Genomic DNA, 25,695 nt, shown 5'->3' on the forward strand with positions numbered 1-25,695 from the left:
AGAACGGAGAGCTTATGTTCGCCAACAAGACAATGCAAATAACGACTCGTTTTAGATATGTCGTGAAAGAACATTAAATTTCAACTTTCCAGGTCCTGCGCTCTTCATTCTTCAGGGCTTGCCACTTGACCCGGTCATCAAAGCTCGACCGAAATCGAGCCTCTTAGCCAGTGTCAAATCTGGATTGTCAATGAACTTCGATGTCGGCCGAATATTTTGACCAAAAGCGTTCGAAAAATTCTAGTAGTCATAATGCTTGTCAATGCACTTCCCTTCATCATCAAAGGAAATTAGGACGACCGGCCAGGAAAATGGACGGGAGAACTCCCATAACGTATCATAATCATGTTGATTATCTGGAGTTCCAAGCAACTCAACAACTTCGTCTTTACGCATTCCAACCGCAATCATTGTGAACTTCTGCATGTCAACGGGAGGAGTGTCAAATGTCACAATGCCATAGCCAAATAGTAACAGTCCGAATAGTACGAGCGTCGCGGTGACGACAAACAACTGTTTTAGGGTACTCGAAGAAATCATGACTTTGTTTCGCGCGGGTGCCATGCCCTCGCTTGCGTGGGCATGACTCCCGGGTTGGGGGACGATTCAATCAATCGGTGTTCACGCATCACTCAATAATTTGTAAGCCCCAGCCTACTGGACCCTTATTGGAGAAGCTTTGGATTCCAGGGACCAAAATCAACGCCGTCCCATGTCTTCATTTCCGGTTGTCCATCGCGTCCTCTAAACTCAACGGTTGTACCTGGGACGAGTCCGAGTGATTCCCACGTAAAGATCTCATCTTGGAGTGGAGAATAAAGCTGCACAATCTCCGTAGTAACAGCTTCATCAACTCTTAGTACACCATCAACCCAGTGTTTGTACGTAATCTCTTCAGGAAACCAACAGCTGTGATCCACTCCAACGTGTTCTCTCCAAGAGATCGCCTTCTCGCTTCTTGAAGTTCGGGACATTTCATCCGATGAAACCGCCACAGCCTTCGTGGGAATGAAATCACGCTCAGGATCGAGTTCGTATGACAAAATAGCCCCGCGGTCTGACAATAGGATGAGCCTGGAAGGTTGCTCTTTTCCTTCGTCAGCAAACCCGACTTTTACTTCCAAGCTGTTTTCGATGAGTTTGTGTAGAAGTTCAGAAGCGAGCTTCGATCGACATGTAGCGAATGACCCCGGCCAGAACCCCAAATGCGTTGTTGGGCAAATCTGAAAATCAGCGCTGGCTCTTAGATTTCCGACTGGAGGAAGTCCGGTGTCGTCTTCATGAGCGATGGTATTCTCATTTCCGATTGCTGAAATATATCTTCGAGTGTCGTAACGTCTCGCATACACACTACCTGCGATTTCCTCAACATCCTGCAATGTGATCGATGCTCGGTCGGACCGAAAACCATCTTCATCGAAGTAGAACTTTTGCCTGACTGGAATGTTCTCAACGGGATCCCTTCGTTCAGGTGTGCTGTCATCGTCAATTTTTCGGATTGATTCGAATTCGACTATTCCCGAATGAGGAAAATCGACTTGCCGCCGTTTCCACAAGACTTCCCAAATCTTAACAGCATCGTCTGTTGAAACTTCGATAAGCGGGGTGCTTGACTCACGTTCAAGCTCTGCAAAAACGTGCTGCATCCTCTCTTCGTTGAACTGGAATTCAGACGCCTGAGATGGGGGTGCGTTCTCCTGAGCCAAAACTGAGCGACCCGCAGTTGACACAAATGGCAACATACATAGGCAGCAATAGAACATTCTCATAGCAATTCTCCTAATGGGCACCACGGAACCATCAAGTATCAAGCATCACAGCCGAACGTTCAATAGCTGGTTGGGGCGAGTCGTCATTTCCTCTCCGATCGTACACAGCCTGGGTGCCGTGCCCTCAAGTACTTTCCGAAGTGCCACCCAGCCTCAAATACACGGCTACTTCGGTCAGTTGGTTGCGGTGGTCCCAGGCATCGGTCAGGTAATCTGTGTCCTCCCTCAGTTCCGTCCCCTGCATGCGGTTGCCTTCGTAGAGTTTGCACGCTTCCGGAAAATCATAAAGGCCCCGCAATGATGCTGGTGTATCACAACATACCAGAACGTCGGGCAATAGCCCGACCTACGCTTACTTCTGGCTCTACAACAAGAATGCTGTGATCGGCCTGTCGAAGATGAACCCGTTGCCACGGGATCCCGCCGTCAACAAGAACTTGAGCAAGAAGCCCAAGCCGCCGCCAGCAGTCGTGCCGGTGTTCAAGCCGTGGAAGCCTGCTCAACCGGCGAAGCTCCAACCATTCAAACCGGCACGGCCTGCGAACATTGTGATACAGAAGTGACTGGAAACGCAAAGATGCTATCGCATCCGTGCCTCGAAATCCCCGCATTCAAACCGGAGAATTCGCTCTTGTTCTGGGTCCCGAACCAGATACTCGCTCTCAACTTGAGGTAAGCTATACCCCGGTAGAATTTCAACATGGGAAAGCGTTATCTGACTTAGCTCCGGCTGTTTGATCTCTAATCGTCTCACGCCAATGAAGTCCAGAGAGAGCTTTGTGTTGGAGTCGCCACTGTCTTTGCAAAGCACAATTGACAAAGACTGTTGCATGATACCAGTTGCCCCGAATCCCTGACGTATCGTGAGCGACTCAAGCAATGTGTACTCCGTTGGTTTCAACGCATAATACTCTGAGATTTTGTCATCAACAGCTTGTGTCATCGCGAAATCTCTCCCGGCAGATGGCTCCCTGATTCACGACCTAGCCGGAACTCCGGACTGTATTCATAAAGATAATGATAAATGTCGGGGATTCCCGCAGCCTGGGTGCCATGCCCTCGATTGCGTGGGAATGCCTCATTTGCTCGCGGACGATTCAATCAAATAGTCCCTGAGACTGGAAAGTTATTGATGCAAATCAGTCACATAGGGCCAGTCTGCTCCGCCTGTCAATCTCCTTCCAATGCAGCAATACGAACTCTGTGTTTTTCAATCTCGACTCTCATCTCTTGGATTGCCAACGCATCGCGAGTGCTATCAAAACTGTTGCCTACGATTAAACTAGCTTCTTCAATCAATGCACTCCCTCGCTTGGGATGACCCTGATCTTCACACCAGGCAGCGAAAATGAGCAATTGGGAGTATCGGTCATAAGGTGTATTGTGGCCCACAGCCACGCAGTGCTGAAAAGTCTCTTCCATTTCTTCAATCGGTCCCAGGAAATAGGCTGTGGCGACCAAGAGTTGATTGGATAGAAAGCGGATCAGAAAAACATCATCAGCGTGATCTTTTCTCGACTTATCGATCAATCGTTTTAGTTCAGCCCGAACTGTTTCGTATCCGGTTGAATGCACGTCTCTCAACAGTCGTCGCGACTTATCACGCAATTCGTTCGCCGTTTCCGACACAACTCAGTCTCCTCGGCCACTACACGGTCCGCACCCGAGCATGAGTGAAAATCTTCTGTCGAAGGTTCAGAAACCTATCAACGTTAATCGCATTGCATTTCATCCAAGGAAACGACTTCAAAACCATGTCTGCCAATCTCTTGACGCACTTACGGTTCGTAGTGTCAGTTTAAATCCGTAGCCTGTTCGATCCAACGCTTGCCCATTGAGGCGACATGCTCTTTCCTCATCACGACTCTCTGCTCATTTCGAATGCTCTCGACGACATGCGACTCACATTTTCTCTTTCCATAGTCTGGATATGCGCGTTCGAGTTTCTGCACGAGCGTTCTTGCCTTTTCGAACTCACCTTCGTGAGCAAAGCACACACATTCCACCTCGATATCGAACACGGGAGCATTCCTGAAATCGCACCAATCTACGATTCCCGAGTCTTTCTCCAAGCAGAGGTCTGCCGGAGCTGTCCTCACCCGAGCAGATTCACATGTCGCCAGAAGCCACCGCAGCCATTGTCTCGCACGTATGCAATCTGAGTCTTCTCTTACGACGCGACAAAACAAGTGAAAAGATTCTTGATACTCTTGGTAAAAATACGCACACACTGCTTCATAAAACAGCCGAGCATCCACCAAGTTGCCAACCCACGGTTCGGAGCTGGACTTCATTCGCGTTACCGACTCTCGACGCGCTCGAAAAAATGCAAATGCCAGATCAAAACTTCCCGTTCTCATGTACCCAACTGCAAACTTATCCAGCTGTCGCATGACACGTTCTTGTTCATACTTCTGAACCTCTCTCCAAACTCTCCATCCCCCAAGCAGCCAATAATCCACAAACTTCTTGAAGTGACCAATCATTCGCATGCAACACTTCTGGCTTCAGGTATCTCTTTAAGCGCCACTAATTCGTGATGATCAACGGAATCACTTTCTTGCGAGGAGTTTCCCCCACTCATCACTCACGAAACAGCGTGTCGCAACGCTTGGTCCAATTTTGTAAACCTCAACGATTGACAGCTACTCCAATGTCCCGAATCCCTCTCTTGATCTAAGGGATTCGGTCTATTTTTCTGGATTTTCTTGCAACACGTCTCCAGCAATTCTACGGTCGAACTTCGCGAAATTTCTAGTCAACCCGAACATGTCGGGACGAGCTACGCCATTGGTGAACATGACCGGAGGATTTAAACGATGAGGTCTCACATTTTACTACTCGCCGTCATCGCCTTCTGCGGATTGGCGGCAATTACACCTGAGTCGACTCGGGCTGGATTGATTACAAACGGAGGTTTTGAAGCCGCAACCGCAGGGCTTCCCGACGATTGGAATTCCACAGGAAATCTCAGGGTTGTTGGGAATCAAGGCGTGACGGAGGGATCACTTGCCGTCGCGTTCAGCCATGGCAATCTTCCATCGACAGGGGCGCTTTGGCAAACTTTCGCCACGCAAGCAGGTGTGGAGTATTTGCTTACATTCGACTTTGGAAAGTACTCGGTCAACCAGCCAAACCAAGCTGCAACTCTCTATGTAGATCTCATCAACGGTGCTGGGCTCGGCGGAACTTCCTTTATGTTCGATGTTGTGACAGACTCAACGCCTGGCCCGGGTAACTCCAGTCCTTCAGCAGATGTTTACAATTCCTATTCATACTGGTTCATCGCCGTTTCAAGCTCCACGACTTTGCGATTCGCCGACTATTCTGACCCTCAAACGGCAGGTGGCGGGTTCGACGCAATGCTGGACAACGTTGATGTCAACCCATTTAATACGGTACCAGAACCGACGTCGATGGCGCTCTTCGGCCTAGGTGCAAGCACGATCGCATACGGTACACGTCGACGACGGAAACCGTAATCAACTCCCTGCCGCTGTCGAGCACACTCCCCCCTCCGCCACGCTTTACGAATGAATCTCATCAACACGCTTGGGTGGGTCCCCGCGTGCCACAAGCTTTCCAATGCGATGAGTCTAGACACGCCGGGCACCACTGCTTTCTTGTCTAGCAGTGTTTGCTGGACGTACGATGGTTTGACCAGATTCCACACCGGAAACGGATCAAACACTTTCTCGAAGCCGGGCAGTTGGACGAGCCGACCTTCTCCTGTTATGGACGAATGACCTTGTTTGCCAATGACTCTTGGAGAGCGACGTTCTCAGAGAGCGTAGACCGTGCCACGCAGCCGTAGGTATGGCACCCAGCACCCAAGTTCTTTCTGCAATGCCGCCGGCCTGGCAATTCTAAGTACCGCCATGGAATAATGTGTGGAGGCTTATGCAAGCGAGGGCATGGCATTCCGGCCCAATGAATTTGATTTTGATCATTCTTCAATGGAAGCGGCTATCATGAACAAGTGCCTGACGATTTCTTTTCTGGCGATTTCAGGTCTGATGCCATCGGTTGCACTTGCAGACGAGAATTCCCCGTCCACAAGTGAAATGTCTACAACGATCTCTGAAGCTCGTGAGTTAATTCTGGCGGCTCGGTTGCGTGAGAATAGAATCCTGAAAAACATTCGTCTGAAATGGGTTCATCAATTTGGAATCTGCAAAGATCCCGACCAAGTGTTGGACGAAGGATTCGACCGAAGCTCCCCCGTCTCAACAACATTTTGCAGTTGGCTATCTAATGACGGGACATTTATGAGCAAAGCCAAAGGAGAACCGTCGTCTGTAGATCCCGTTGACAAAGACGATCAAGTTGTCTTAGCCCAAACCAACTTCTCTACATATTTTCTGGAAACTCCTGCCTCGCGTCTTTATGTGGCAATGCACAAACAGCGTTCCAAACACGATATCTGGCGTGGACACGTCCAGTGCCGTGAATTTGGCTTTGACGAGCGCGCGGGCGTTTCTCCTGCAGTCCCCGTCGGGGCAACCGGTTCTCGATCGAGAGATCTTTCCATTTTACTGTCACTACTCAATTCGAAAACCGCGACGGTCTCTCTCACAGACGGTGTCAGCGACTGTGGAATTCCGTCGAAAGTATTGCAGATCAAACGCGCTCCCCCTGTTGATTACACTGTGAGTGTCTATTTTGACCCGGAGCATTCCATGGTTATTCAGCACAAGCAGAGCAGGGGAGGAGTTTTGCAGTCGAACAGCGTCGTCGTTGAAACAATGACCGTTGCAGACGGGGATCAGGAGTTCGTCCTTCCAGAAGTGATTGTCACGTCCAGTCGAACCCCTATTCCAGGACCAATACAGATTCAATTTCCAGGACCTATAAACCTTCAACGAAGAGATCAATGGACACTACATCGAAGCATCGTGACGCTCGCCAAATTCCAGTCTGTTCCCCTGGAAGAAATGGTCATCGATTTGCAGGGAGCCGAGCCGAGGTTTTCCCGTCAGGGGATGCTTGATGGCAAACGGAAGCGTTACCCAAGCAACCAGCTGACGGGAGTTGAAAGAATCACCGCACAGAATTTGGACGAACTTGTGAGCGGGCTGTTTGCAAATGTGAAAGAAAAAACCGAATGAGAGGGGTTGATCTCACTCGTTTTGAGCCGCCGAATGCCACCTGAGCTGCTTGAGTTATTGGAACAGCCTTGCCGAAAGTGTAGTAAGTGCGGGGCAATGCCCAGAAGGCCTCCCATGATTTCTGACAATGTAGCAGGCTGGTCAAAATGGGCAATATCGCACGTGGCTAAGATAGCTATGGTAATATCCGCCGTGCTCGTCGTGCTGACTGGCACGTCAATACTGATAGTTGGAGGCAGTAAGCCCAGATTTAGCACTCCGTCTGCATCGGCTCACAAGGCCAAGGCTCAAGGCTTGCTTATCGCCAGTGTAACTTTAACTAAGACGACCGAAGATCCAAGCAGTGACTTTCTCCCAAAGGAGGCATGGGTGGAAGCGATCCCTGAGTACTACGAGTCATTTCCTGTCAGAAAGAGAATCACTTCGAGAAAGCGGTTGTGTATACGGATTGATTTCGCTGAGTCAACGCTATTCTCGAAGGGTACGTTGTTGTTCGATATTGACATGAAGTGTAATGGACAAGAGTTACCGTCTGTTGGCGGAGGTCGAGATCGCAATGGGTTTACATTTAAGGTCGACATTGATGACTATAACACCTTTCCCAAATCTGGGACAGTCACGTTCATTCAAAAGAAGATGGAGATTGCGACACATTTCAACTACGAAATCCATAAATGAATTACCTTTGTCGGAGCAGGCAGCGCGAGGTGGCCCGACCGAGATCGGCTGGGCCACCCTGCGGACCGTACGTTGCTGGCATGTTCGGCCGTTAACCGACAGAGGAAGTCGACGAAACCACGAAAACGTCAGGAAATGGGTATCTGCGTCAATGCTGTAGACTCTTCGAGTTTTTCGATGGAAAGAATGCATCGCCAACTTTACCATCCAACAACGACCAAAGCATGCCCACGCAAGCGAGGGCATGGCACCCGGCTCAGTAGTTCTTTCTGCAATGCCACCCAGCCATCGCGAAGTCGGGCGAAATCAAATGTACAATCACTTGTCGCGACTCCGTGTTTTTGGAAGTTCTGTCGCGAGATCATTTCCTTTTCAGTTGTTCCGAGATAGCGTTGCATTACCTTATTCTTGACACATGTGTTTGGGTTGACCTCGCGGTATTCGAGGTCAATCTCATCGCCAAGCTCGCCAAGTTGGTCGATGACGGTAAGGCCACGGTAGTTCTTCCGGAGCTCATTCGATCCGAATGGGATGGCTGCAAAAGAAAGATCGTGGACCAAATCACGAATCAAGTCGTTGAAAGCCGACGGTCTGCACTTCAATTCCAGTCGTTCGTCGCCGAAGGTGATTCCAATACTGTGCCAGACCAAATCTCCTCTGTTGATCCCAAGGCACTGGGGGCAAAGATAGCCGCCAAACGAATTGTTGCTATTGAGAGGATACTTGATTCGGACGAAACTATTGGAGTATCAGTGTCGAGTAACAGCCGGTCGTTAGCAATTCACCATGCTCTCGAGAAGAAGGCGCCGTTTCGGATGCGAAATAGTATGGCGGATGCATTGATATTTTTTTCAGCGGTTGAATGGGCAAATGCGATGCCCGAGGATAGATCGGTCTTTGTGACTCACAACACAAAAGACTTCTCCGACGAAAAGAGAGGCGAAGATGACAATGCATTCAAAGACCGTATTGCTCCTGAGTTGCAATCACTCATCGAGAATAATGGCCTGAAATACTTCGTCGTTGTCGGACGAGTTCTCAATGAGATTGAACAGTTCGTAGCTACGGAAGACGAAATCGCACGAGAAGAAGCTGTTGTCGAGCGGACACACACAATGGACGAATTGCTGGAAGAGATTATTTCTTGCGATGGAATTGCGCAACAAGAGATGAAGGAAATGCTATCCGGTAGTGCAGTGACCAAGATGCTCGAAGAACAACAAAAGATCAAGGAAATGCTATCCGGTAGTGCCGTGACCAAGATGCTCGAAGAGCAACAAAAGATCAAGGAAATGCTATCCGGTAGTGCCGTGACCAAGATGCTCGAAGAGCAACAAAAGATCAAGGAAATGCTATCCGGTAGTGCCGTGACCAAGAAGCTCGAAGAGCAACTGAAGAGAAAAGACCAAGACATAGACAAGGACGGAAATGCGGTTCACGAGTGAAAGATGCATGGGCATCGTTCGTCTACGCGACAGAACCATCCGGCGACCCTGAGCGTCGGATTTGAAGGCAATGGTTTGAAATGCCTCTAGAGTTTGAACCAGGCTTTTGAGAGTTGGGGTTAGGGAAGTAAGTCAGTGTGCTGGAGGGGAGGAAAACGTGGAGTCGTAGGCGGAACGTGCTCTGGAACGAAAGCACGGGTGCCATGCCCTCGCTGGCGTGGGCATGTTTTCCAGATGGCATTCCAAATTCGATTGATGAAATTCATCAGTTCAAATGAGGTCCTGGTTCAATCCATCCTCTCAAGAGAATTCCAGAGCAGATCACTCTTCACTCTGCCAATCTCCATCGATACAGACATGGGGTTTGACGTCCCCAAACATCTTAATAGCTGTTCTCACTGCTTATACAGCGAGGAACGCTATCTCACATTCGACAGTCGGCCCGCTGGTAGTTATTGATTCAGAGATCGCTGGGCGGCTCGGGTACGTCTTGTCCGGGCCGCCCAGTCGATGCGTTTTGATTAGCTCAGTGTAAAGACGAACTCGCCATCTTCGCCGACGTCAACGGTGGCTTGATTGGTCTTTGTTCCTTCCGCCATGCGTGACAGGAATTCGGCGGACATTTGGGGCAGCATGGAACCGTTGAGAATTTTGTCGACGTTTCGAGCTCCGCTATCGACTTCTGTGCAGCGACTCACGATGTGATCGAGAACGGCATCGGTCCAGACGAGTTCTGCTCCGTGGTGTTCAGCAACACGCCGTTTGACTTTGCCGAGTTTCAGCTCCGCGATCTTTCGAAGAATTTCGTCCTTCAGCGGGAAGTACGGGACGATGTTCATACGGCCGAGGAATGCCGGCTTGAACGTTTTGAGAAGTTCCGGATGAAGTGCTTCGGCGAGTGCTTCTGGTCCGGGCATCAGTTCTTCGTCGGCACACAATCCCATGATGGTGTCAGTCGCAGCATTTGAGGTCATGAGGATGACGGTGTTCTTGAAGTCGATGTCTCGTCCTTCACCGTCTTTCATGTTCCCCTTGTCGAAGACCTGATAGAAGATGTCCTGAACACCCGGATGGGCTTTCTCCATTTCATCGAGCAAGACGACGCTGTAAGGCTTTCGACGAACAGCTTCGGTCAGAACGCCGCCTTCGCCGTAGCCGACATAGCCGGGAGGCGATCCCATGAGCAGAGAGACTTTGTGTTCTTCTTTGAATTCGCTCATGTTAATGGTGGTCATGTTCTGCTCTCCGCCGTAGAGCAGTTCCGCCAGCGAGATTGCCGTTTCGGTTTTTCCCACACCACTTGGTCCGACTAGGAAGAAAACCCCGATCGGTCGACTTGGATCGGTCAGATTCGCTCGTGATGTCTGGATACTTTTCGTGATCGCCTTCAGAGCATGATTCTGACCGACGACACGATCTGCGAGTCTCTGTTCAAGCTGGAGGATAGTATTGATCTCATCGCTGACCATTCGCCCGACCGGAATCCCTGTCCAGGAGGAGACAATTTCCGCGACCGACTGACTGTCAACACAGGGCTGCAGAAGCGGCTCTTCGCCTTGAATCTCTGAAAGCTCCAGCGTCAGTTTTTCGAGATCTGCCAGAAGCTTTTGACGGTCCTCATCGGAGAGTTCCGCTTGCGCGGCGGCTTCGGTTTTTGAGGAGTCTTTCTCACCTGTTTCGCTCCCGGGTGGGAGAACAAGATCTTCGAGAGAATTTCCGGAGAGCTGAGCCCGGATCTTTCGAATTGTTCCGACGAGTTCGCGTTCCTTTTCCCAACGCTCCATCAATTCATCGTATCGAGCGTGGCACTCTGCTTTGACCTTTTTAAGACTCTCGATTTTCTCTTGGTTGTCGGCACCAATCGCAGCTTCGCGTTCGAGTGATTCGATCGCGACCGCCGTTTGATCGATGGTTCTTTGACAGTCTTCGATGCTGGCGGGAGTCGCTGTGTGGCTGATGGCAACACGGGCACAGGCGGTGTCGAGCAAGCTGACGGACTTGTCGGGGAGTTGCCGGCCGGAGATGTACCGGTTCGACAAACGGACGGAGTCTTCAATTGCTTCGTTGAGGATCTCGACATTGTGGTGTGACTGCAACGTCGCAGCGAGTCCACGCATCATGTTGATAGCTTGTTCTTCGCTGGGCTCTTCAACTTTGACGACCTGGAAACGACGAGCGAGCGCGGCGTCCCGTTCGAAGTACTTCTTGTACTCAGCCCATGTCGTTGCAGCGATGGTTCGAAGTTCTCCACGAGCCAGTGCAGGCTTGAGCAGATTCGCAGCGTCCCCTTGCCCGGCCTGTCCCCCTGCCCCGATCAGAGTGTGGGCTTCATCGATAAACAGAATGATCGGTGTGACTGAGCGATTGACTTCTTCAATCACCGATTTGAGACGGTTTTCAAACTCTCCTTTGACGCCGGCTCCAGCTTGCAGAAGGCTGAGGTCGAGCGTTCTCACAGCGACGTCTCGAAGTGCGGGAGGAACATCTCCTTGAGCGATGCGGAGAGCGAAGCCTTCGACGACCGCGGTCTTTCCCACCCCCGCTTCACCTGTCATGATTGGATTGTTTTGACGTCGTCGCGTCAGGATATCGACGATCTGACGAATTTCTCGATCTCGCCCAAGCACGGGATCGATCTTGCCATTGCGGGCACGTTCAGTCAAATCGATCGTGTATTGATCGAGAGACGGAGTTTGTGATGGTCCTTTGCCTGGTGTTGCACCACCGGCGCTGCCTTTGACAGGCTCGGTATAGCCAGCTTCGACGGACTCGGAGGTGATGTCGAGAAAATCTTTCGCGAGCGACTCTGACGAGATCTTCTGAAGCTCAGGAGAAACTCCTCGCGCGATCTGACTCAAGGAACTGTCATCGAGCAGTGCAAGGACCAGATGTCCGGAACGAGTTCGTGGGGCTGCGTAGTTGACGGAACCAATCACCCACGCTTCGCGTGCCAGATCAACCACGTGCTGAGACAGAACGGGCTGGCTCGAATTGCCGGACTTGAACTTGTCGATCGCTTTAGTGAGATCGCTCGTCAGTCGAGAGACGTCGACGGAAAACGCGTTGCAGATGGCTGCGAGATCGCTGTTCGGCACTTCCAGAAGCTTCAGCAACCAGTGCTCCACTTCAACATTGTAATGCGTTCTTGAAAGACATAATCCGGCAGCTGCTTCGAGCGTCCGCGTGGATGTGTCGTTCAGCTTTGCGATCAATGGTTTTAATTGAAGACTTGCCATGGTGCCGCCCACTATTCGAGTGATGAAATGCTGAGAGCGAATTGCTCATGCGAGTTGGTGAAAAGTACTTTGAAAACTGTTCTGGAAGTGAAACTATTAAGGTGCGAATCGAAGAGTTCTCTTAAAACACCCAACGATTCAATTTCCGCTTTGATGCAACTTTTGAGCAAACCGCTCACCCCTGTGAAGACTCTCAATGACTCTTGGTTCCCGCGATGTTCGTTCGTTGACTCAGTGCCTGCCAATTTCAATTGTTTCGGTCCGAATTGATTCTGCTGACCTCGAAGTCGTCATGGTCTTGTGTGACCGATTCAAATTCAAGTTTCAGCAGGAGTTGTGAATTCATTTCACCGGCGAATTTATCCCCGTTTGCTGTCAGTCAGCATCTTCAATCGCGTTTGTTCCTTCAGTTCGAAAACGGCATCCCGCCGTATCCGTATCGGAATCGTGCATCATTGACTCTGGTGTTCTCCGGTGGCTTTCCTAACCAGGTCGTCCATCCCAGCATCGGTTTCGACTCATCACTGCGATTGAGCGACATCGGACAAACTTCTTCAGAGGGGATCGAAAACTCGAGTTCAAAATCGAGGTCAATGCCTGCATAGTGATGAACAAGTTCAGTCACTTGCTGATGCCCATCACTTCCCGGAAGGAACGTGAGGAACTGCTTCCAAGTCATCAGCCGAAAAATGACTCGGAACAGACTCTGGATCTCACGCATTCGTGAGCCTGCGACGACGTTCGCGCCCAGCTGCATGTTTCCGCCGAGCATTGAGTTGCCAACAACGAACGACGACAGACATTCACTCGGCAAGTACATCCAACGTTCGCACATTTGTTCAACGTCGACATCGGATTGAAAATACGCCTGCAACAGTTGTTTCAGTCCGGCCGCACTTCGACAACGATCGGCAAACAAACCTCCGAAATACAAAATAACTTCGTCGTGAAAAGAACTGCGATCCTTTAGACCCGGACCGGCAATGCCTGTCACAGCTCGCAGCGAAGTCGTGATCGCATTCTCTCGGTGTTCAATGAATTGGCTTCGCTCGTACACAAAGGGCAAACGATGTTTCTCGCTCGCCTGAAAGAAGAACGAAAGGGCTCGATGATTGAACAGATCGAAAAAGTCTCGGAGAGAATAGTCCTTATTCTGGACGTGAGATCTTTCAATGACGAGCGAAGTGTAGTGCGGAGGAAGAACTCCATTCGGGCCGGTCAGCCCCATGAATGTCGCTGTCACTTCCGCCGACGGGTTATCGTCGTCGTCCAACTGCCGAATCCGCGATATTTCCGTCGAAGGGAACGTCAGCGACTGGAACGACCGAAAACGGATTCTCTCATTCTGGAACAATGCGTCCATCCCGATGGACCGTCGGTAGCGGCTGTCGACTTCCAGCATCAACGCACTCTGCAACAGTCGCACAGCCTGAAAGAAATCAAACTCCGCATACCGCTCGGTGAGAAGGCGGATCAGATCAGAGGTCGATGACCGACCTTCGGCACCCACTTCCATGATGTGACCCCTTTCTCTTTGCGAAGGACTGTATTGGCACTGGTGCGAGTGAACGAATTGAGCGAAGAATACATCGATAAGAATCGGTCGACGACGCTGCAAAAGAGATACGCGCTGTCGCCGGTGTAGCTTTCGTCATCGAGGAGAAATTGGACTTCTGTCCCACGTGCAAAGATTCCCGCCACGCGAGCGACACAAGGTTCTGCCTGCACTTCCAGAAGACCTGAAACGAGTTTCTCGGTGTGCACGGAAGCAATCGGATCGTTAAGCCGCAGAATTTCCTGGAGAGCTTTCAATCCTTCCTGACCGGTCAGCGACAGGTGATTCAGAGATAACTGAGAAATCAGCGGCCACAAGTTGCGGATGCCGAGATGTTGCCGGACCGTTCGTGTTGGAGAAACGAGACAATGAATACTCCCGACGACGCCGAGTCCGCCAACAGGATTCAGGCGAATTTTCGATAACTCGCGTTTGCTCAATTGCTCGGGAATGAGCCTGTTGAAGCATGTCAGCCGGGTGCGGAGCGTTCCGTTCCCTTTGCGTAAGTCGCGAAACTGTTCATCCACGAAAGTCATATAGACTTCAGAAGGACCATCGGAGTTCCCGACGTCGCGAGCTTTCGGGCCGGGACGCCGGGTCGCGTTCCAATATCTTGACGACCGGCCATGTTTGTGAGAGACGGAGAAGAAAGGAGCATACACATCTTCGGAATCGTCATCGGTAACGCGGACGTCGTCGATCGTGTAAATCTCTTTGAAGCCTTCGGCCCGTCCATCGGGAATGAGACGGTATTCGGAGCGATTTCGCCCGAGTGGAATGGCATCGGCTGTCTGTTGAAACAAGTTGACAATCGGTGTGCATCCCAGCTTGATGACCGACGGTCGCACTAGTGATTCGAGATCTTTGTCATGTATCTTGAGATACACCCAGAGATCCAGCTTTGAGCCGGCCGCTTTACGCACTTCGGGTGTTAACCCGGTGATTTCGAAGAAGAGAAATTTGCGAGGCAGAATGAAGTATTCCGTCAGTAATCGATACCCGGGAAAAGACTGAACGGGTGTTGGAAGCACTGCGTCTTCATCATCGAATCCGACTTGTCGGAGAGATGAAGCTGGGAGGACGCATGCTGGTTTGTCCGGATCATCCCCGCCGATTGCGACTTCGAGGCTGGCTGTGGAGAGCAATTCGACGAGGCGAGCAGCCCGCTCGAAGTTGCTCATGTCAACATAGAAGCGCAGCTTATCGAAGTCGTACTCTGAGATGCGTTTCTTTTGATCAAACGGCTGCAAAGTCAAATGCAACGCAGACTCGGCATTCGCTGACTGTGACGTCTGAGGACCCTGAAATGGTGGGGGAAGAATCTCTGCGTTTTGTACGGTCAGGGGGAACAGACGAACTGATGAACATGTTCGATAGCTGCCCGAGAAGCCATCGACTCGTTCTGTCTCGAGAGGAGTTCCTCGGGGAATCTCTGATCCTCCGACCAGATCTTGCTGCTTGGGGCTCATCGCGAATTCGACGATCGACATCGAGGGAATCGGCGACACCAGATGCGGATATAGAATTCCGAGAATCGCATCGACGAGTTCAGGAAACGTATCGTCCAGCTTCTGCCGCACGCGAGCGTTGAGAAAGGCGACTCCCTGCAGCAATCGTTCGACGTGCGGGTCTTGTGTTTCAGTGGCACTCAAACTCAGGCGGTCTGCAATCTTCCCGTATCGCTGCGCAAAGTCTGCTCCAGCTGTGCGCAGATATTCCAACTCGCGTTGGTACCAGGCATCAATTGAATCGGCCATTCTTCCGTTTACCCCACTTCAAATTGGCCGGAGGCCGATTCCATGATCGAATCAAACCGAACGTCCTGTTCGAGCGACTCGATGACCAGTGTCGCCAGAATGCGGAAGCGAAAAGTCCGATCGTAGTAATCTGGATTCTTGACTTTCTCGACGCGTACATTCTTCAGCCTTGGCTCGAAAAGCCGCAGCGCTGTCTTAATGGACGAGATCAGCACGTCCGGCTCGTTGATCGCATTGAATCCGGCGGCTGTAAAATCGGGAAGTCCGTAATTGATCAGCGAGTCCTCGAGCGAATCGAACTGCGGTGGCCAATCCTGACAACGGTACTTGGTGTTCAGCAAATCTTCGACATCCCTGCGGACTGAGTCCTCGATCTTCCTCAGCAGTTGCGTCTCAGTGACTGGGTCATCCTGCTGTCGATCTGGTTCATCATCCATCAGGCGATCGAGTACGGACTGGCGAATCTGGTGACGATGACGGTCCCCCTGACTCATCGAACGTCTCCTTCCGTCGGTTCAGTGAAATTCGTCGCCATCAACACTTCTTCAATCTCGAATATCTGCCAGCACGCAGGTCGCACGTTTGATCCCAGCTCGGAGCCTACGATTCACTTACTCTCGTTCGATGACGATTTCCGTGATTTCCAGAATGGACTTCACATCTTCCCCGACGAGGATTTCTCGTTGGCCTTGTCCGCAGACAGGTCCGTTCGGCACTTTCTGCACCCAATCCGTTGCTCTTCCAACGTGAACTCTTCCATCTTCATTGGAAGCAGAATCGAAGTAAATTGCTGGCACGCAGACACGTCCTGAAAGTTCTCCGACGGTTTTAATGCGTGCCTTTCGCCACAGTTGATCGACGAGATTGGTTGGAGCGTCAAATTCCAGATCGTCAATTTCCTCAAGGTTGACCCAGTAATACTCACCAGTCGCTGTGAAGACTTCCAAAATCGGCCCCATCAGGTCGTCGAGATCTCGAATCCCTTGAAATGGCTCGCGATTGCATTTGCCGGTTAGTTCCGGTTCTGCTTCACTGGCTTGCTGAATCTTCTCGACAGCTGCGGCAACATCTCCTTCACGCAAGCAGGTGAGTGCTTCGAGTCGTTTCTGTGTTGAGTCATTCGGTTGCTTGATGAACTCAGGCACGCGGCCTTGCTCGAAAACTTCTTCTCTCGCAACCTCACACCGAATCAGATGACGAATCATCGCCGCCCCGATCATGGCGTCTTTGTCAATCTTCGTGATCGCTTCCAGTTGCTTGTCCGCGCGTTCCCAGTCGCGAGTGAAACAGAGAAGCTCACAGTAAAGGCTTCTCTTCGTCACATCTCCCGGCGTTGAACGGACATCGTCAGCGGCCTGTGCCACAGCTTCGGAGAGCTTTCCCTGCTGAAAGAGTTCGATCGGTGTCGTCATGCCACTAGTCCTTCTTTCCTTGACTTCCGGGAGCACTGACCTCCCGCGCCGTCAATGTCATTGTTGATGTGAGTGCGTCCAGTTGATAGTGCGGCAACAGGTGGATGAGCACTTTATAAGTTCCCGGCTTTCCGGGTACTTCGTCGACCTGAATCTCTGCTTTGAGGAGTGGATACTTCGCCTTCATTTCTGGCGAAGCTTTCTCATCGGGAGTGACGTAATCAGTAATCCAGCGTCCGAGATGATCCTCGACCGCCTGGGCACTTTGCAAGGTTCCGATTTTGTTTCGAGCTTCGATCCGCAGAAAATGAGAGATACGCGAACAACACAAAACATACTGAAGCATCGCCGACACGCGTGCGTTCATCGTCGCGACGTCGTCAGTGTAAGTCTGTGGTTCGTGAACCGATTGATTCGAGTAGAAAGCCGAGAACGGAGTGCCGTGGCAGGCTGAAAGCGGAATGAAACCGTGTTGCGTCAGGTCCTGTTCCAATCGATCACTCAACGCCACTTCGACCGACGTCTTTTGGGCAGCGCTCGAATTGTCCGTTCCGAAAGAGTGCGTCGGGAATTCCGTCACCACTCCTCCACCATCGACTCCGCGCTGCATCCCCCGAATGTCTGCGAACCAGCCACTCTGCAGGTAAGCTCGCAGAACAACGCAAGCGAATCCCCACGAAGCTGGCCCCCACAGGTAGTTTTCTCGATTGGGTGCGGTGAGATCTTCCTGAAAACGAAAGCCCTGAGGCGATGCCCCATCATCATCGTGTGGCAACCGCATCAGCAGTCTTGGAAGAGTGACCCCGAGGAACTGTGTGTCTGGGTTTTTGCGGAGTGTGAGCCACTTGCGAAACTTGACCTGCTGAAAGATCTTGTCGATCTGAAGAGGTTGATCGAGCTTGCCGAAGTCGCTGACACCCAGCATTTCTGGAGTCGCAGAAGTGATCACCGGACAGAATGCAGCTGCCCCCACTCCGGAGAGTTCATTGAGTAAATCGATGTCGTTGGGATGATTGGTGAACTCGAAGTTCGCAAGCAAAAGTCCGTAAGGAGTTCCTCCGGACATTCCGAATTCTTCCTCGTAGATCTTCTTGAACATCTGACTCTGGTCAAACTCGACAGCATTGTCGAAGTCTTTCCGCACTTCACGCTTTGTCACGGAGAGAATGCGAATCTCGACGCCACCGGTCGATTCGTTGCCACCAGCGTCTCGCTGCAGTTCATCAGACCGATCGCAAAGGATCTTGAGTCCTCGCCAATTCGACTCCAGATCCTGAAACTGCGGGTGATGCAGCACAGCATTGACTTGTGCTGCGATGATCGAGTCGAGTTCCCCGATCGCATCCGAAAGACGATATCGAATTTGATCAATTGACTGGCTGGACTTTTTTAGAGAGAGGGCCCACTTGTGAATCCACGATTCCCAGTCACCATCAATACTCTCGTGTTGTGGAATCTTCCCACTTCGGTGAGGCGCGACGAACTTTTGATCAACGGTCGAAAGAATGGACTCCAACAGGGTTGGTTCTTTGGATGTTGCGTCAACAGTCTGATTCAGGGACGTTGTTGAACTCACCAGTTCACCGCCCATGTTCAATCCCTCCCCATCTTCAGCGCTTCACCAACTCCAGCGAGACTTCGACCCACTCTTGCTTCGAACTCAACGAAATCGAAGGACTTTGTTTCCTGATGAAGACCCGATTTCGACCGAGCTTCAAGAGGCGCAAAAAAAGAGGTCCCGCCATCGCGTGACGGCAGGACCTGTCGTCTTCACTTCCTAAGCTTTCTGAGGAAGTTTGGCGACCATTCTCAACGAGGTCGTCAATTCTTCGAGTTGCAGCCACGGACGCAAATGGGCCACGGCATTGTAAGATCCAGGAGAACCTGGAACTTCTTCGACGACGATCTGGGCTTCTGCCAATGGATATTTGGCTTTCATTTCGCCAGATGCGTTTTCATCATCGAGCACGTAGTCGGCGATCCATTTTCGCAGGAAGTCTTCCATGTCCTTGCGTTCCATGAACGAGCCAATTTTGTCCCGAGCAATACACTTCAGGTAGTGAGCGATTCGCGAAGACGCCATGATGTATGGCAAGCGAGCGGAAATCGCTGCGTTGGCTGTCGCTTCCGGAGTGTTGTACTTCTTCGGACGCTGACATGTCTGTGCTCCAAAGAAGACCGAGTAGTCGGTGTTCTTGAAGTGACAGAGCGAAAGAAAACCTTCTTTGCTCAGCTCTGCTTCACGACGGTCAGTAATTCCGATTTCAGTCGGACACTGTGAATCGACGTCTCCGTCGTCACTCATGAAGTTGTGAACCGGAAGACCTTCGACTTTTCCGCCGTTCTCAACACCTCGAATGGCAGTACACCACTGAGTTTGAGCGAACGCTCGTGTCATGTTTGTTCCCATGACATACGCGGCGTTCATCCAGCAGTAGTCTTCGTTCTTCGTAGCGACTGCTTCGCCACTCTCGTCGAGTTCGACTTCTTCGTAACCGAACTCATCGATCGGCTTAGTGCTGGCACCGTAAGGCAGGCGAGCCAGAACGCGAGGCATAACGAGACTCACGAAACGGGAATCATCCGAATCTCGGAAGGAATTCCACTTCGTGTATCGTTTCTGCATGAAGATCTTTTCGAGATCGCGAGGCTTCGAGAGCTCTGTCCACGATTCGAAACCGAACAGCTCTGGAGCTGCTGCTGAAACGAATGGACAGTGGGCTGCCGCAGCCGTTCCCGAGATTTTCTCGAGGAGATCAATGTCATCGGGATGATTGGTGAACTCGTAGTCCCCGATCAAAGCGCCGTAAGGCTCTCCACCGGGCATGCCGAATTCTTCTTCGTAGAGCTTTTTGAAGAGTTGGCTCTGGTCGAATTCGACTGCTTTGTCGAGATCTTTGAAGAGTTCTCGCTTGGTGAGGTTGAGCATTCGCAGCTTCAACATCTTGCTCGTTTCCGAGTTCATCACCAGGTGATGAAGACCTCGCCACGAACCTTCAAGCTTTTGGAATTGCGGGTTGTGCATCACCTCAGCAAGCTGTTTCGACATGGTGGCGTCGAGCTGCTCAATTGCTTTGCGAATCTTCGCAATCGCACTTTTACCGACGAGGTTCTGCCCTTGAGTCGCAATCTTCACGAGATTCCGAATCAAGTCTTGTCCTTCATCTTTTTGCACTGATGAAGGCATCGATGTCAGCATCTGGTCAAGCAGGCTGACCTCCGAAGTTGACTCGGCCGCTGCTTGATCCTGTTGTTGTTCGGCGCTCATTCCTCACCCCCTTTGTCGCTGTCAGATGAATCAGTTCCGATTTCCTCGGCAATTTTCTTTAACTGCTCAGTGTCACTCAGAATCTTTTCGAGCGCCTGCTCGAGATCTTCTGACTGGTCCATCGTGGTCAACAGATCTCGGAGCTTATCACGTGAGTCGAGGAGTGCCTTCAAAGCGGGAATCTGCTCGACGATCTTGGCTGGATCGAAGTCGTCCATCGAATTGAACTTCAACTGGACGGCCATCTCTGAATCTTCTTCCCCTTCGACCATGGTGTTTTTGACACGCATGTTCAGCTCAGGAGAGATGTTCGACATGATGTCGTTGAAGTTGTCTCGATCGATTGAGACAAACTTGCGCTGGCTGAGGCTCTTCGGCGGGTTGGTTGGATTTCCTGAGAAATCGCCCATCACACCCATGACGAACGGAAGCTCTTTCTTGACGATTGCGTCACCAATTTCGACATCGTAAGTGATGTGGACCCGCGGTTTCCGCACACGATCAAGCTTGTGCTGGATAGATTCTGGCATCGACGCATTCCCCCGTTCTTCGGTGACTGAGTGTGAAAACTCACCAGTTTGTAAAAGACAAGATTTGGAAGAGTCAAACGGTCAAAACCGCTCAGCGACCCTTCAACTGTGCGGCAAAACGATTGCTGTTGTCAAGTTGAACGCACACTCGAAAACGATGTGCAACTTTGAAGACAGGTCATTCGTCAGGGCAATCATTCATACTACGTCAATCACAGAACCGGTTCATCAAAAACTCAGGTGTGAGTCAGATCGAACTCATCGGCAGCGAAAAATGGGGATTGAAATGGCCTCAACGAACTCTTCGTCCAGTCTGCAAAACTCCTTTTAATACTCTTCGTCCGGAACAACGATTCCGACATCGCGATACAAAGATCGCCGAACATCAGAGTCGCTGATCAAATCTTCGTACAACTCCTGCGGAGTCATTTTTCCGCGTCGGATCACTTTGCGAATCTCCGACGGAAGCAAACTTTGCGGCTCATGTTGTTCGATCCAGCGAGCCACTTTCTCGAGCTGATCAAAAGCATCGTTCCGACTTTGAATACCATCGCGTTTCGCGGGCGGGGCAGTTGCTCCTGCTTCGCCGGTTCCTTCGCTGGCAGCTTGCTCATCCGATTCTTCTGCGTCGTCTTCATACGCAAGGCGATCTCCTGCCAACTGCATGAGAACGTCATCAGCCTCGCGAATCGCTGCTTCGAACTTGGAGAGATTCGGCGCAAACTCATCGCCGGCATGTTCACTGAACACATCATTCAGTCGCGACAGCTCAGTCTGACACAGCGCGAGATTCGCTTTCGTCTCGGTGAAGAATTCCGTCGGCGTTTCTGCAACAGCCTGACGAAACTGCTCTAGCGTTACTGCCCCGCGAGAGATTCGGATTTCCCGTTCAGCGGGGTCGAGCTGTTCGATCTGCTGAGCCTGAATGTATTGCCACATCACAAGATGACCGAACGAGCCATCGCTCGTCAGCGGCACTCTCATGAGAGGATACGAAATCACGTCCCCGTTCAGTCTGGCAATGGGGAGCAGAGTAGTTTCGATACCGTCTTCATCCGGAGTGGGTAGAAGTTCACCCCAGAAACGGGTGACCAGTTCGGACGTTAATTCGATTGACTTGGCGAATCCTGCAAAGCCATCAAGACGGATGGCCGCCTCAATCATATAGGCAGCGATTTCGAGATCTTTCGCTTGGGTGCGAAGGTACTCTTGCCCTTCGTCCCAAACTTCACGCCAGAACGGAATCGAACTCGCCGAAGATTCACCGTCCTGATCGCTTTGTGTTTCTTCCTGACGAGCGGAATTTCGCGCATCTTTCACACGACGAAAAATATTGTTGGGATCGTCATCGTCGCGTAAATCGATGCCGCCCGGCTGATCTTCACTGATCGGTTCAAGCAACAAGGGGAGATCAACGTCGGTTCCCATCGGCCCCTTTCTAATGTCTTCTCAATTGCCAAATGCATTCACCAGTCTCTGCGGAGAAGTTGGTGAATCCGCACGATCTTTGCAAATGGTTCCTGTGAAGCGTCGAGCACTGGACGCACCACGTTTGGTTAAAGTCGTATCAATTCGACTCAACGCTGCATCATCTTCTTTGAGAATTCTGGCCATTCGCAAATTTTGGTCGAAGAATTTGCTCGTGGAAGTTGAGAAGTTCTGAGAAGAAAATGCAATTAAACTCTTTCCCTACTCTTTCGGGAGTCTAACGCCCGAAACACAGAGTTTCAAATATTTTACACGATTTGCGAATTCGTGAGCCGCATCATTAACGTTTCGAGTGCTTGTTTGTGGACTCGACTCGCCCAGGCTTTGCTGATTCCGACTCGCTCGCCAGCTGCTTTGATGGTCATCCCGTCGTAGTAGACTCCCTCCACAATTTCACGCTGCTGCTCCGGCAACTCCTTGATCAAATCCCTTAGTTTCTCCAGAAGATCAAGCTGCTCAACCTGCCGCTCTTTCTCTTCATAAGAATTGTCGACGGCCTCTCCTCCCGGCCTGTCTTCACTTCCGAGTTGGGAGACAAGGAACACCGTCGCCAACGCATTGGTCGTTGAAGCAAACCACGAGAGGTCTTCGTTATTCGCTCCGCCAGAAGAACTCGTCGCGAGCACATCATTGGCACTTTGCTCGTATCGTCCGCGATTAAAGTCGGCCTTGCTGAACCATGACATCTTTCCGAGACCGTCCAGAATCGCTCCGCGAATGCGGTAGTAAGCATAAGTCGAAAAGCTGACCCCGCGTCGCGCGTCGAAGTCTCGCGCAGCTTCCGCGAGCCCGATCTGCCCGAACCCGATTAGGTCATCGAGATCGACATGCTTGGGGAGCCGTTGATGCAACTTCCACGCAATCGACCGCACCAACCCCTGACAGCTGTTGACGAGGTCACGTGGAGACGGAACACCCTTCTCACCTTGAGTCGTCATTGCACTATTGCCCCGTCAAATCCGACCAAATTTTTTCCAGCCGACGACGTGAAACGGGGTCTTCGCAGAGAGTCTCAGCGACCCAGTCCACAAGCTTCTTCGATAGCGGAGCTTCAAGACCTTCGATCTTCGAGGTCACCACTTCAATCATCTCAGCAGCTACTTCGGTATCGAACGATCGATTTGTTCCCAACCGATTCCTCAACTCCTGAAGCTCCTGGCGAAGTTGATCGGTTTCCTGAGAGTCGACGTTTTGAGCGTCTGCAGAACTCAATATCTGCGACAGAAGATTCAGCTTGGGAAGCCGCTGGACGAAATCTTCAGACCCATCTCGATTCGTTTCTCGAGGTGAGTTTGAGTGCTGGTCGCCTGAGCTTGAATTGACTCCACTCATCGTGCCCCCCAACTAGTGACCGCTGCCATCCACTTCGCAAATTAGATCAAGTTGATCCATTGACTGCACTCGCCCCAACTCGTTTCTTTCGATGAATACGGCGTTTGCTGATGCAGATTCGCAAAGGCTCTCAATGAAGTACTCTCAGATATATTGTCTCAAGATTGTGCTTAAACCACCATCTTCAACTCGCACATCCAATCAAGTTCAAGATTACTTCACAATCGAAACGGTGCTGCCCAGCATCTAAAAAACTCGCCTCTTTCAATCGCATCGACAGAGAAGCTCAAGTTCTCAAAAAACAAATGACCTTGCGACAACATTCGCCGCAAGGTCATTTGTGAAGATGGCAGACACGTCAATCCGTGTCAGAAAGCTCACTCGTTTCCTGAAACCTGGACCACTCGATCCTGCTTCAGTGAATAGCTCTCAGGTTGAGCATTGAACTCTTCGAGGTTTTCAATGCTTGAGAACATGTAGAAGCGACCACCGCAATCGACGAGGTAGCGTCCGACTTTCACTTCGTGAGTTTTCACAAAGTGAACTGGATCACATCCACCAAAGGCGACAGCGTACTTCTCTGGATCTGCCTGAAACTTGCTCAGACATTCTTCGCTGGCGAAGTGATAGATCCGACCTTTATAGACAGCTTCCTGTGCTGGATCGGGAGTGACTCGAACGCCTTCTCTCCAGGAAACGATGCAGATCTTTTCCAGATGGCTGATTGGTGACGGAGCAACTGGCTGAGCAGTTTCTTCAACCTTTGGAGCTGGAGTTTCTGTCAGTTCTGGCAGAGGTGGCAACTGAGCTTCCTGCGGAACTTCTGGAACTTCTTCCATGTCAGCATCCATCGGAGTCCGGTCGATCGCTGGCACTTCTTCAGCGTCGATCACTGGAACTTCTTTGAGTTCTGGAGCTGGGACATCTTCTGGATCGAGTGGTCGAACAGCTTCTGGGTCAACCATTGGCTCTTCGGGTTCGACAGCTGGCATCGGGCTGACTTCTGTCGAAACGTAGTATGGTCGGTAGTGGCATTCGATGCCGCAAACGCTGATCGCTTCAACAGCCATTTCGCGAACACGTGTGGACGGTTCAACTGGGCAGCCTTTTTCGTCCATTTCGTAAGCTGTTTTGGCAAGTGCGTTCAGAGTGTCTTCATCGCAGCAGTTCTTGCAGCGGCAATCTTCAGCGCGTTCTGCTTGTCGTTCACGTCGTTTCATCTTGTGTTTCACAGAATCGACGGCAGTCGTGTAGAAGCCAACGCAGCTGGCCCACACTCCCTGACTCTGCTCACAGCTTTGGCAGTTGTTGCGACCTCGTCCGGAGTTGCATCCGTTGCGGTCCAGCATGTCGCGCAAACCCTTTGCCGCAGCAAATCGAACGCGTTCGAACTGATCTTCCTGCATCGCGACGATCAGCATTTCCTTGGCTTCTGGAAATTGGCTGCAATCGAGCGAGGCGAGATATTCAATCGCTTTGATTCGGTTGGGAACGTCGAGTTCACGAGCGCGAATTTTGGAAGCCAAGCCTTTCGGAGTGGTTTCCTCAGCCATATGAAATGGCTCTTTCAGGAGACGATCCTTCTCGAAGCGACGCAGGAATTCACCCCAGGGAGGCGCACCTTTGTCTTGTGCTTCGGAAATTGAAACGAAACCGGTCGTCAGACACATCAGGCACAGGAAGACCATGGCTGCCCGACTCGGTGTTCGCCGTGTGATTGTGGCGGACATTGGTTAAGACCTCCGTGAGAAGAGTTGAGAAATCGATTCATTGTCTTCATTCGGAATGAGTTGTCTTCTCCGACAAGACCGCTTTGGTCGATGCAAGTGGTTCGACAGGAAACAACCGCGAAACTGCGCGTTGGTCTGAATAGGTAAACTCTACGGAAGGAATCCACCGGCAACTTCCGCCGAACCGGCAGCTTCGCGCGCTCAAATTCACTGTCAACCGCGACCTGTGCTTGTCGCTCGAACCCGTTATCTTCTCACAAGATCGAGGCAAGATTCAGTTCGCCCCACCAAAAACGACGCACTCAATCAGGCACTACAAAGTCGAGTCCACACTCTTGAATGACCCGTGATGGTCGTCTCGACGATGTCAGTTCCGCCTCAGAACGA

19 protein-coding genes are annotated in these 25,695 nt (G+C 51.2%); 4 read left to right on the forward strand and 15 right to left on the reverse strand.

Translation table 11 applies throughout. The features are described 5' to 3' along the window. Window positions 1–240: 240 nt before the first annotated feature. From AB1L42_RS20660 to AB1L42_RS20670, 3 genes are all read right to left on the reverse strand, one after another. A complete protein-coding gene (locus AB1L42_RS20660; RefSeq protein ID WP_367060812.1) occupies window positions 241–540 on the reverse strand; it encodes a hypothetical protein in 300 nt (99 codons plus the stop codon). 125 nt (window positions 541–665) lie between these two features. Continuing rightward, window positions 666–1,646: a hypothetical protein gene (locus AB1L42_RS20665; RefSeq protein WP_367060815.1), complete on the reverse strand. Its 981-nt coding sequence runs from the start codon at window positions 1,644–1,646 to the stop codon at window positions 666–668. 1,293 nt (window positions 1,647–2,939) lie between these two features. Then, a complete protein-coding gene (locus AB1L42_RS20670) occupies window positions 2,940–3,398 on the reverse strand; it encodes a hypothetical protein (protein ID WP_367060818.1) in 459 nt (152 codons plus the stop codon). 1,190 nt (window positions 3,399–4,588) lie between these two features. Here AB1L42_RS20670 and AB1L42_RS20675 point away from each other — a divergent pair. The 4 genes from AB1L42_RS20675 to AB1L42_RS20690 all read left to right on the forward strand — a co-directional run bounded on the left by AB1L42_RS20675 (window position 4,589) and on the right by AB1L42_RS20690 (window position 9,000). Beyond that, window positions 4,589–5,251: a PEP-CTERM sorting domain-containing protein gene (locus tag AB1L42_RS20675; RefSeq protein ID WP_367060821.1), complete on the forward strand. Its 663-nt coding sequence runs from the start codon at window positions 4,589–4,591 to the stop codon at window positions 5,249–5,251. Between the two features lie 786 nt (window positions 5,252–6,037). Beyond that, on the forward strand, window positions 6,038–6,877 hold the full coding sequence (locus AB1L42_RS20680; RefSeq protein ID WP_367060824.1) for a hypothetical protein: 840 nt from the start codon (window positions 6,038–6,040) through the stop codon (window positions 6,875–6,877). Window positions 6,878–7,246: 369 nt separating this feature from the next. Further along, on the forward strand, window positions 7,247–7,555 hold the full coding sequence (locus tag AB1L42_RS20685) for a hypothetical protein (RefSeq protein WP_367060827.1): 309 nt from the start codon (window positions 7,247–7,249) through the stop codon (window positions 7,553–7,555). Window positions 7,556–7,890: 335 nt separating this feature from the next. Next, the gene (locus AB1L42_RS20690) at window positions 7,891–9,000 is read left to right on the forward strand and encodes a PIN domain-containing protein (RefSeq protein WP_367060829.1); all 1,110 of its coding nucleotides are present in this window, start codon (window positions 7,891–7,893) and stop codon (window positions 8,998–9,000) included. Between the two features lie 521 nt (window positions 9,001–9,521). Here the strand turns inward: AB1L42_RS20690 and tssH are convergent. The 12 genes from tssH to AB1L42_RS20750 all read right to left on the reverse strand — a co-directional run bounded on the left by tssH (window position 9,522) and on the right by AB1L42_RS20750 (window position 25,308). Then, window positions 9,522–12,236: a type VI secretion system ATPase TssH gene (gene tssH / locus AB1L42_RS20695; RefSeq protein ID WP_367060832.1), complete on the reverse strand. Its 2,715-nt coding sequence runs from the start codon at window positions 12,234–12,236 to the stop codon at window positions 9,522–9,524. A 406-nt stretch (window positions 12,237–12,642) separates the two neighbouring features. After that, window positions 12,643–13,752, reverse strand: coding sequence for a type VI secretion system baseplate subunit TssG (gene tssG, locus AB1L42_RS20700; protein WP_367060835.1), 1,110 nt, complete (start codon window positions 13,750–13,752; stop codon window positions 12,643–12,645). Beyond that, window positions 13,710–15,548, reverse strand: coding sequence for a type VI secretion system baseplate subunit TssF (gene tssF, locus AB1L42_RS20705; RefSeq protein ID WP_367060838.1), 1,839 nt, complete (start codon window positions 15,546–15,548; stop codon window positions 13,710–13,712). Before tssF ends, tssG begins: the two co-directional genes overlap by 43 nt. A gap of 8 nt (window positions 15,549–15,556) precedes the next feature. Continuing rightward, window positions 15,557–16,042, reverse strand: a complete 486-nt coding sequence (gene tssE / locus AB1L42_RS20710) for a type VI secretion system baseplate subunit TssE (RefSeq protein ID WP_367060841.1) — start codon at window positions 16,040–16,042, stop codon at window positions 15,557–15,559. A 117-nt stretch (window positions 16,043–16,159) separates the two neighbouring features. Then, window positions 16,160–16,960, reverse strand: a complete 801-nt coding sequence (locus tag AB1L42_RS20715; RefSeq protein ID WP_367060844.1) for a type VI secretion system accessory protein TagJ — start codon at window positions 16,958–16,960, stop codon at window positions 16,160–16,162. A gap of 4 nt (window positions 16,961–16,964) precedes the next feature. Then, complete coding sequence (tssC, locus tag AB1L42_RS20720) at window positions 16,965–18,551, reverse strand: type VI secretion system contractile sheath large subunit (RefSeq protein ID WP_367060847.1); 1,587 nt, start codon at window positions 18,549–18,551, stop codon at window positions 16,965–16,967. Between the two features lie 186 nt (window positions 18,552–18,737). Then, window positions 18,738–20,228 carry a type VI secretion system contractile sheath large subunit gene (gene tssC, locus AB1L42_RS20725; RefSeq protein WP_367060850.1) on the reverse strand — a complete coding sequence of 497 codons (1,491 nt, stop codon included), beginning with the start codon at window positions 20,226–20,228 and terminating at the stop codon, window positions 18,738–18,740. Beyond that, entirely contained in the window at window positions 20,225–20,758 is a 534-nt protein-coding gene (gene tssB, locus AB1L42_RS20730; protein ID WP_367060853.1) for a type VI secretion system contractile sheath small subunit, read from the reverse strand. Before tssB ends, tssC (AB1L42_RS20725) begins: the two co-directional genes overlap by 4 nt. A 327-nt stretch (window positions 20,759–21,085) precedes the next feature. After that, complete coding sequence (gene tssA, locus AB1L42_RS20735) at window positions 21,086–22,186, reverse strand: type VI secretion system protein TssA (protein WP_367060856.1); 1,101 nt, start codon at window positions 22,184–22,186, stop codon at window positions 21,086–21,088. A 308-nt stretch (window positions 22,187–22,494) separates the two neighbouring features. Then, window positions 22,495–23,184, reverse strand: a complete 690-nt coding sequence (locus tag AB1L42_RS20740; RefSeq protein ID WP_367060859.1) for a sigma-70 family RNA polymerase sigma factor — start codon at window positions 23,182–23,184, stop codon at window positions 22,495–22,497. Between the two features lie 4 nt (window positions 23,185–23,188). Beyond that, window positions 23,189–23,578, reverse strand: coding sequence for a hypothetical protein (locus AB1L42_RS20745; protein WP_367060862.1), 390 nt, complete (start codon window positions 23,576–23,578; stop codon window positions 23,189–23,191). A 377-nt stretch (window positions 23,579–23,955) separates the two neighbouring features. Beyond that, window positions 23,956–25,308: a YHS domain-containing protein gene (locus tag AB1L42_RS20750; RefSeq protein WP_367060865.1), complete on the reverse strand. Its 1,353-nt coding sequence runs from the start codon at window positions 25,306–25,308 to the stop codon at window positions 23,956–23,958. Between the last annotated feature and the right edge of the window lie 387 nt (window positions 25,309–25,695).

Source organism: Thalassoglobus sp. JC818, from assembly GCF_040717535.1.
Taxonomy (GTDB): domain Bacteria; phylum Planctomycetota; class Planctomycetia; order Planctomycetales; family Planctomycetaceae; genus Thalassoglobus.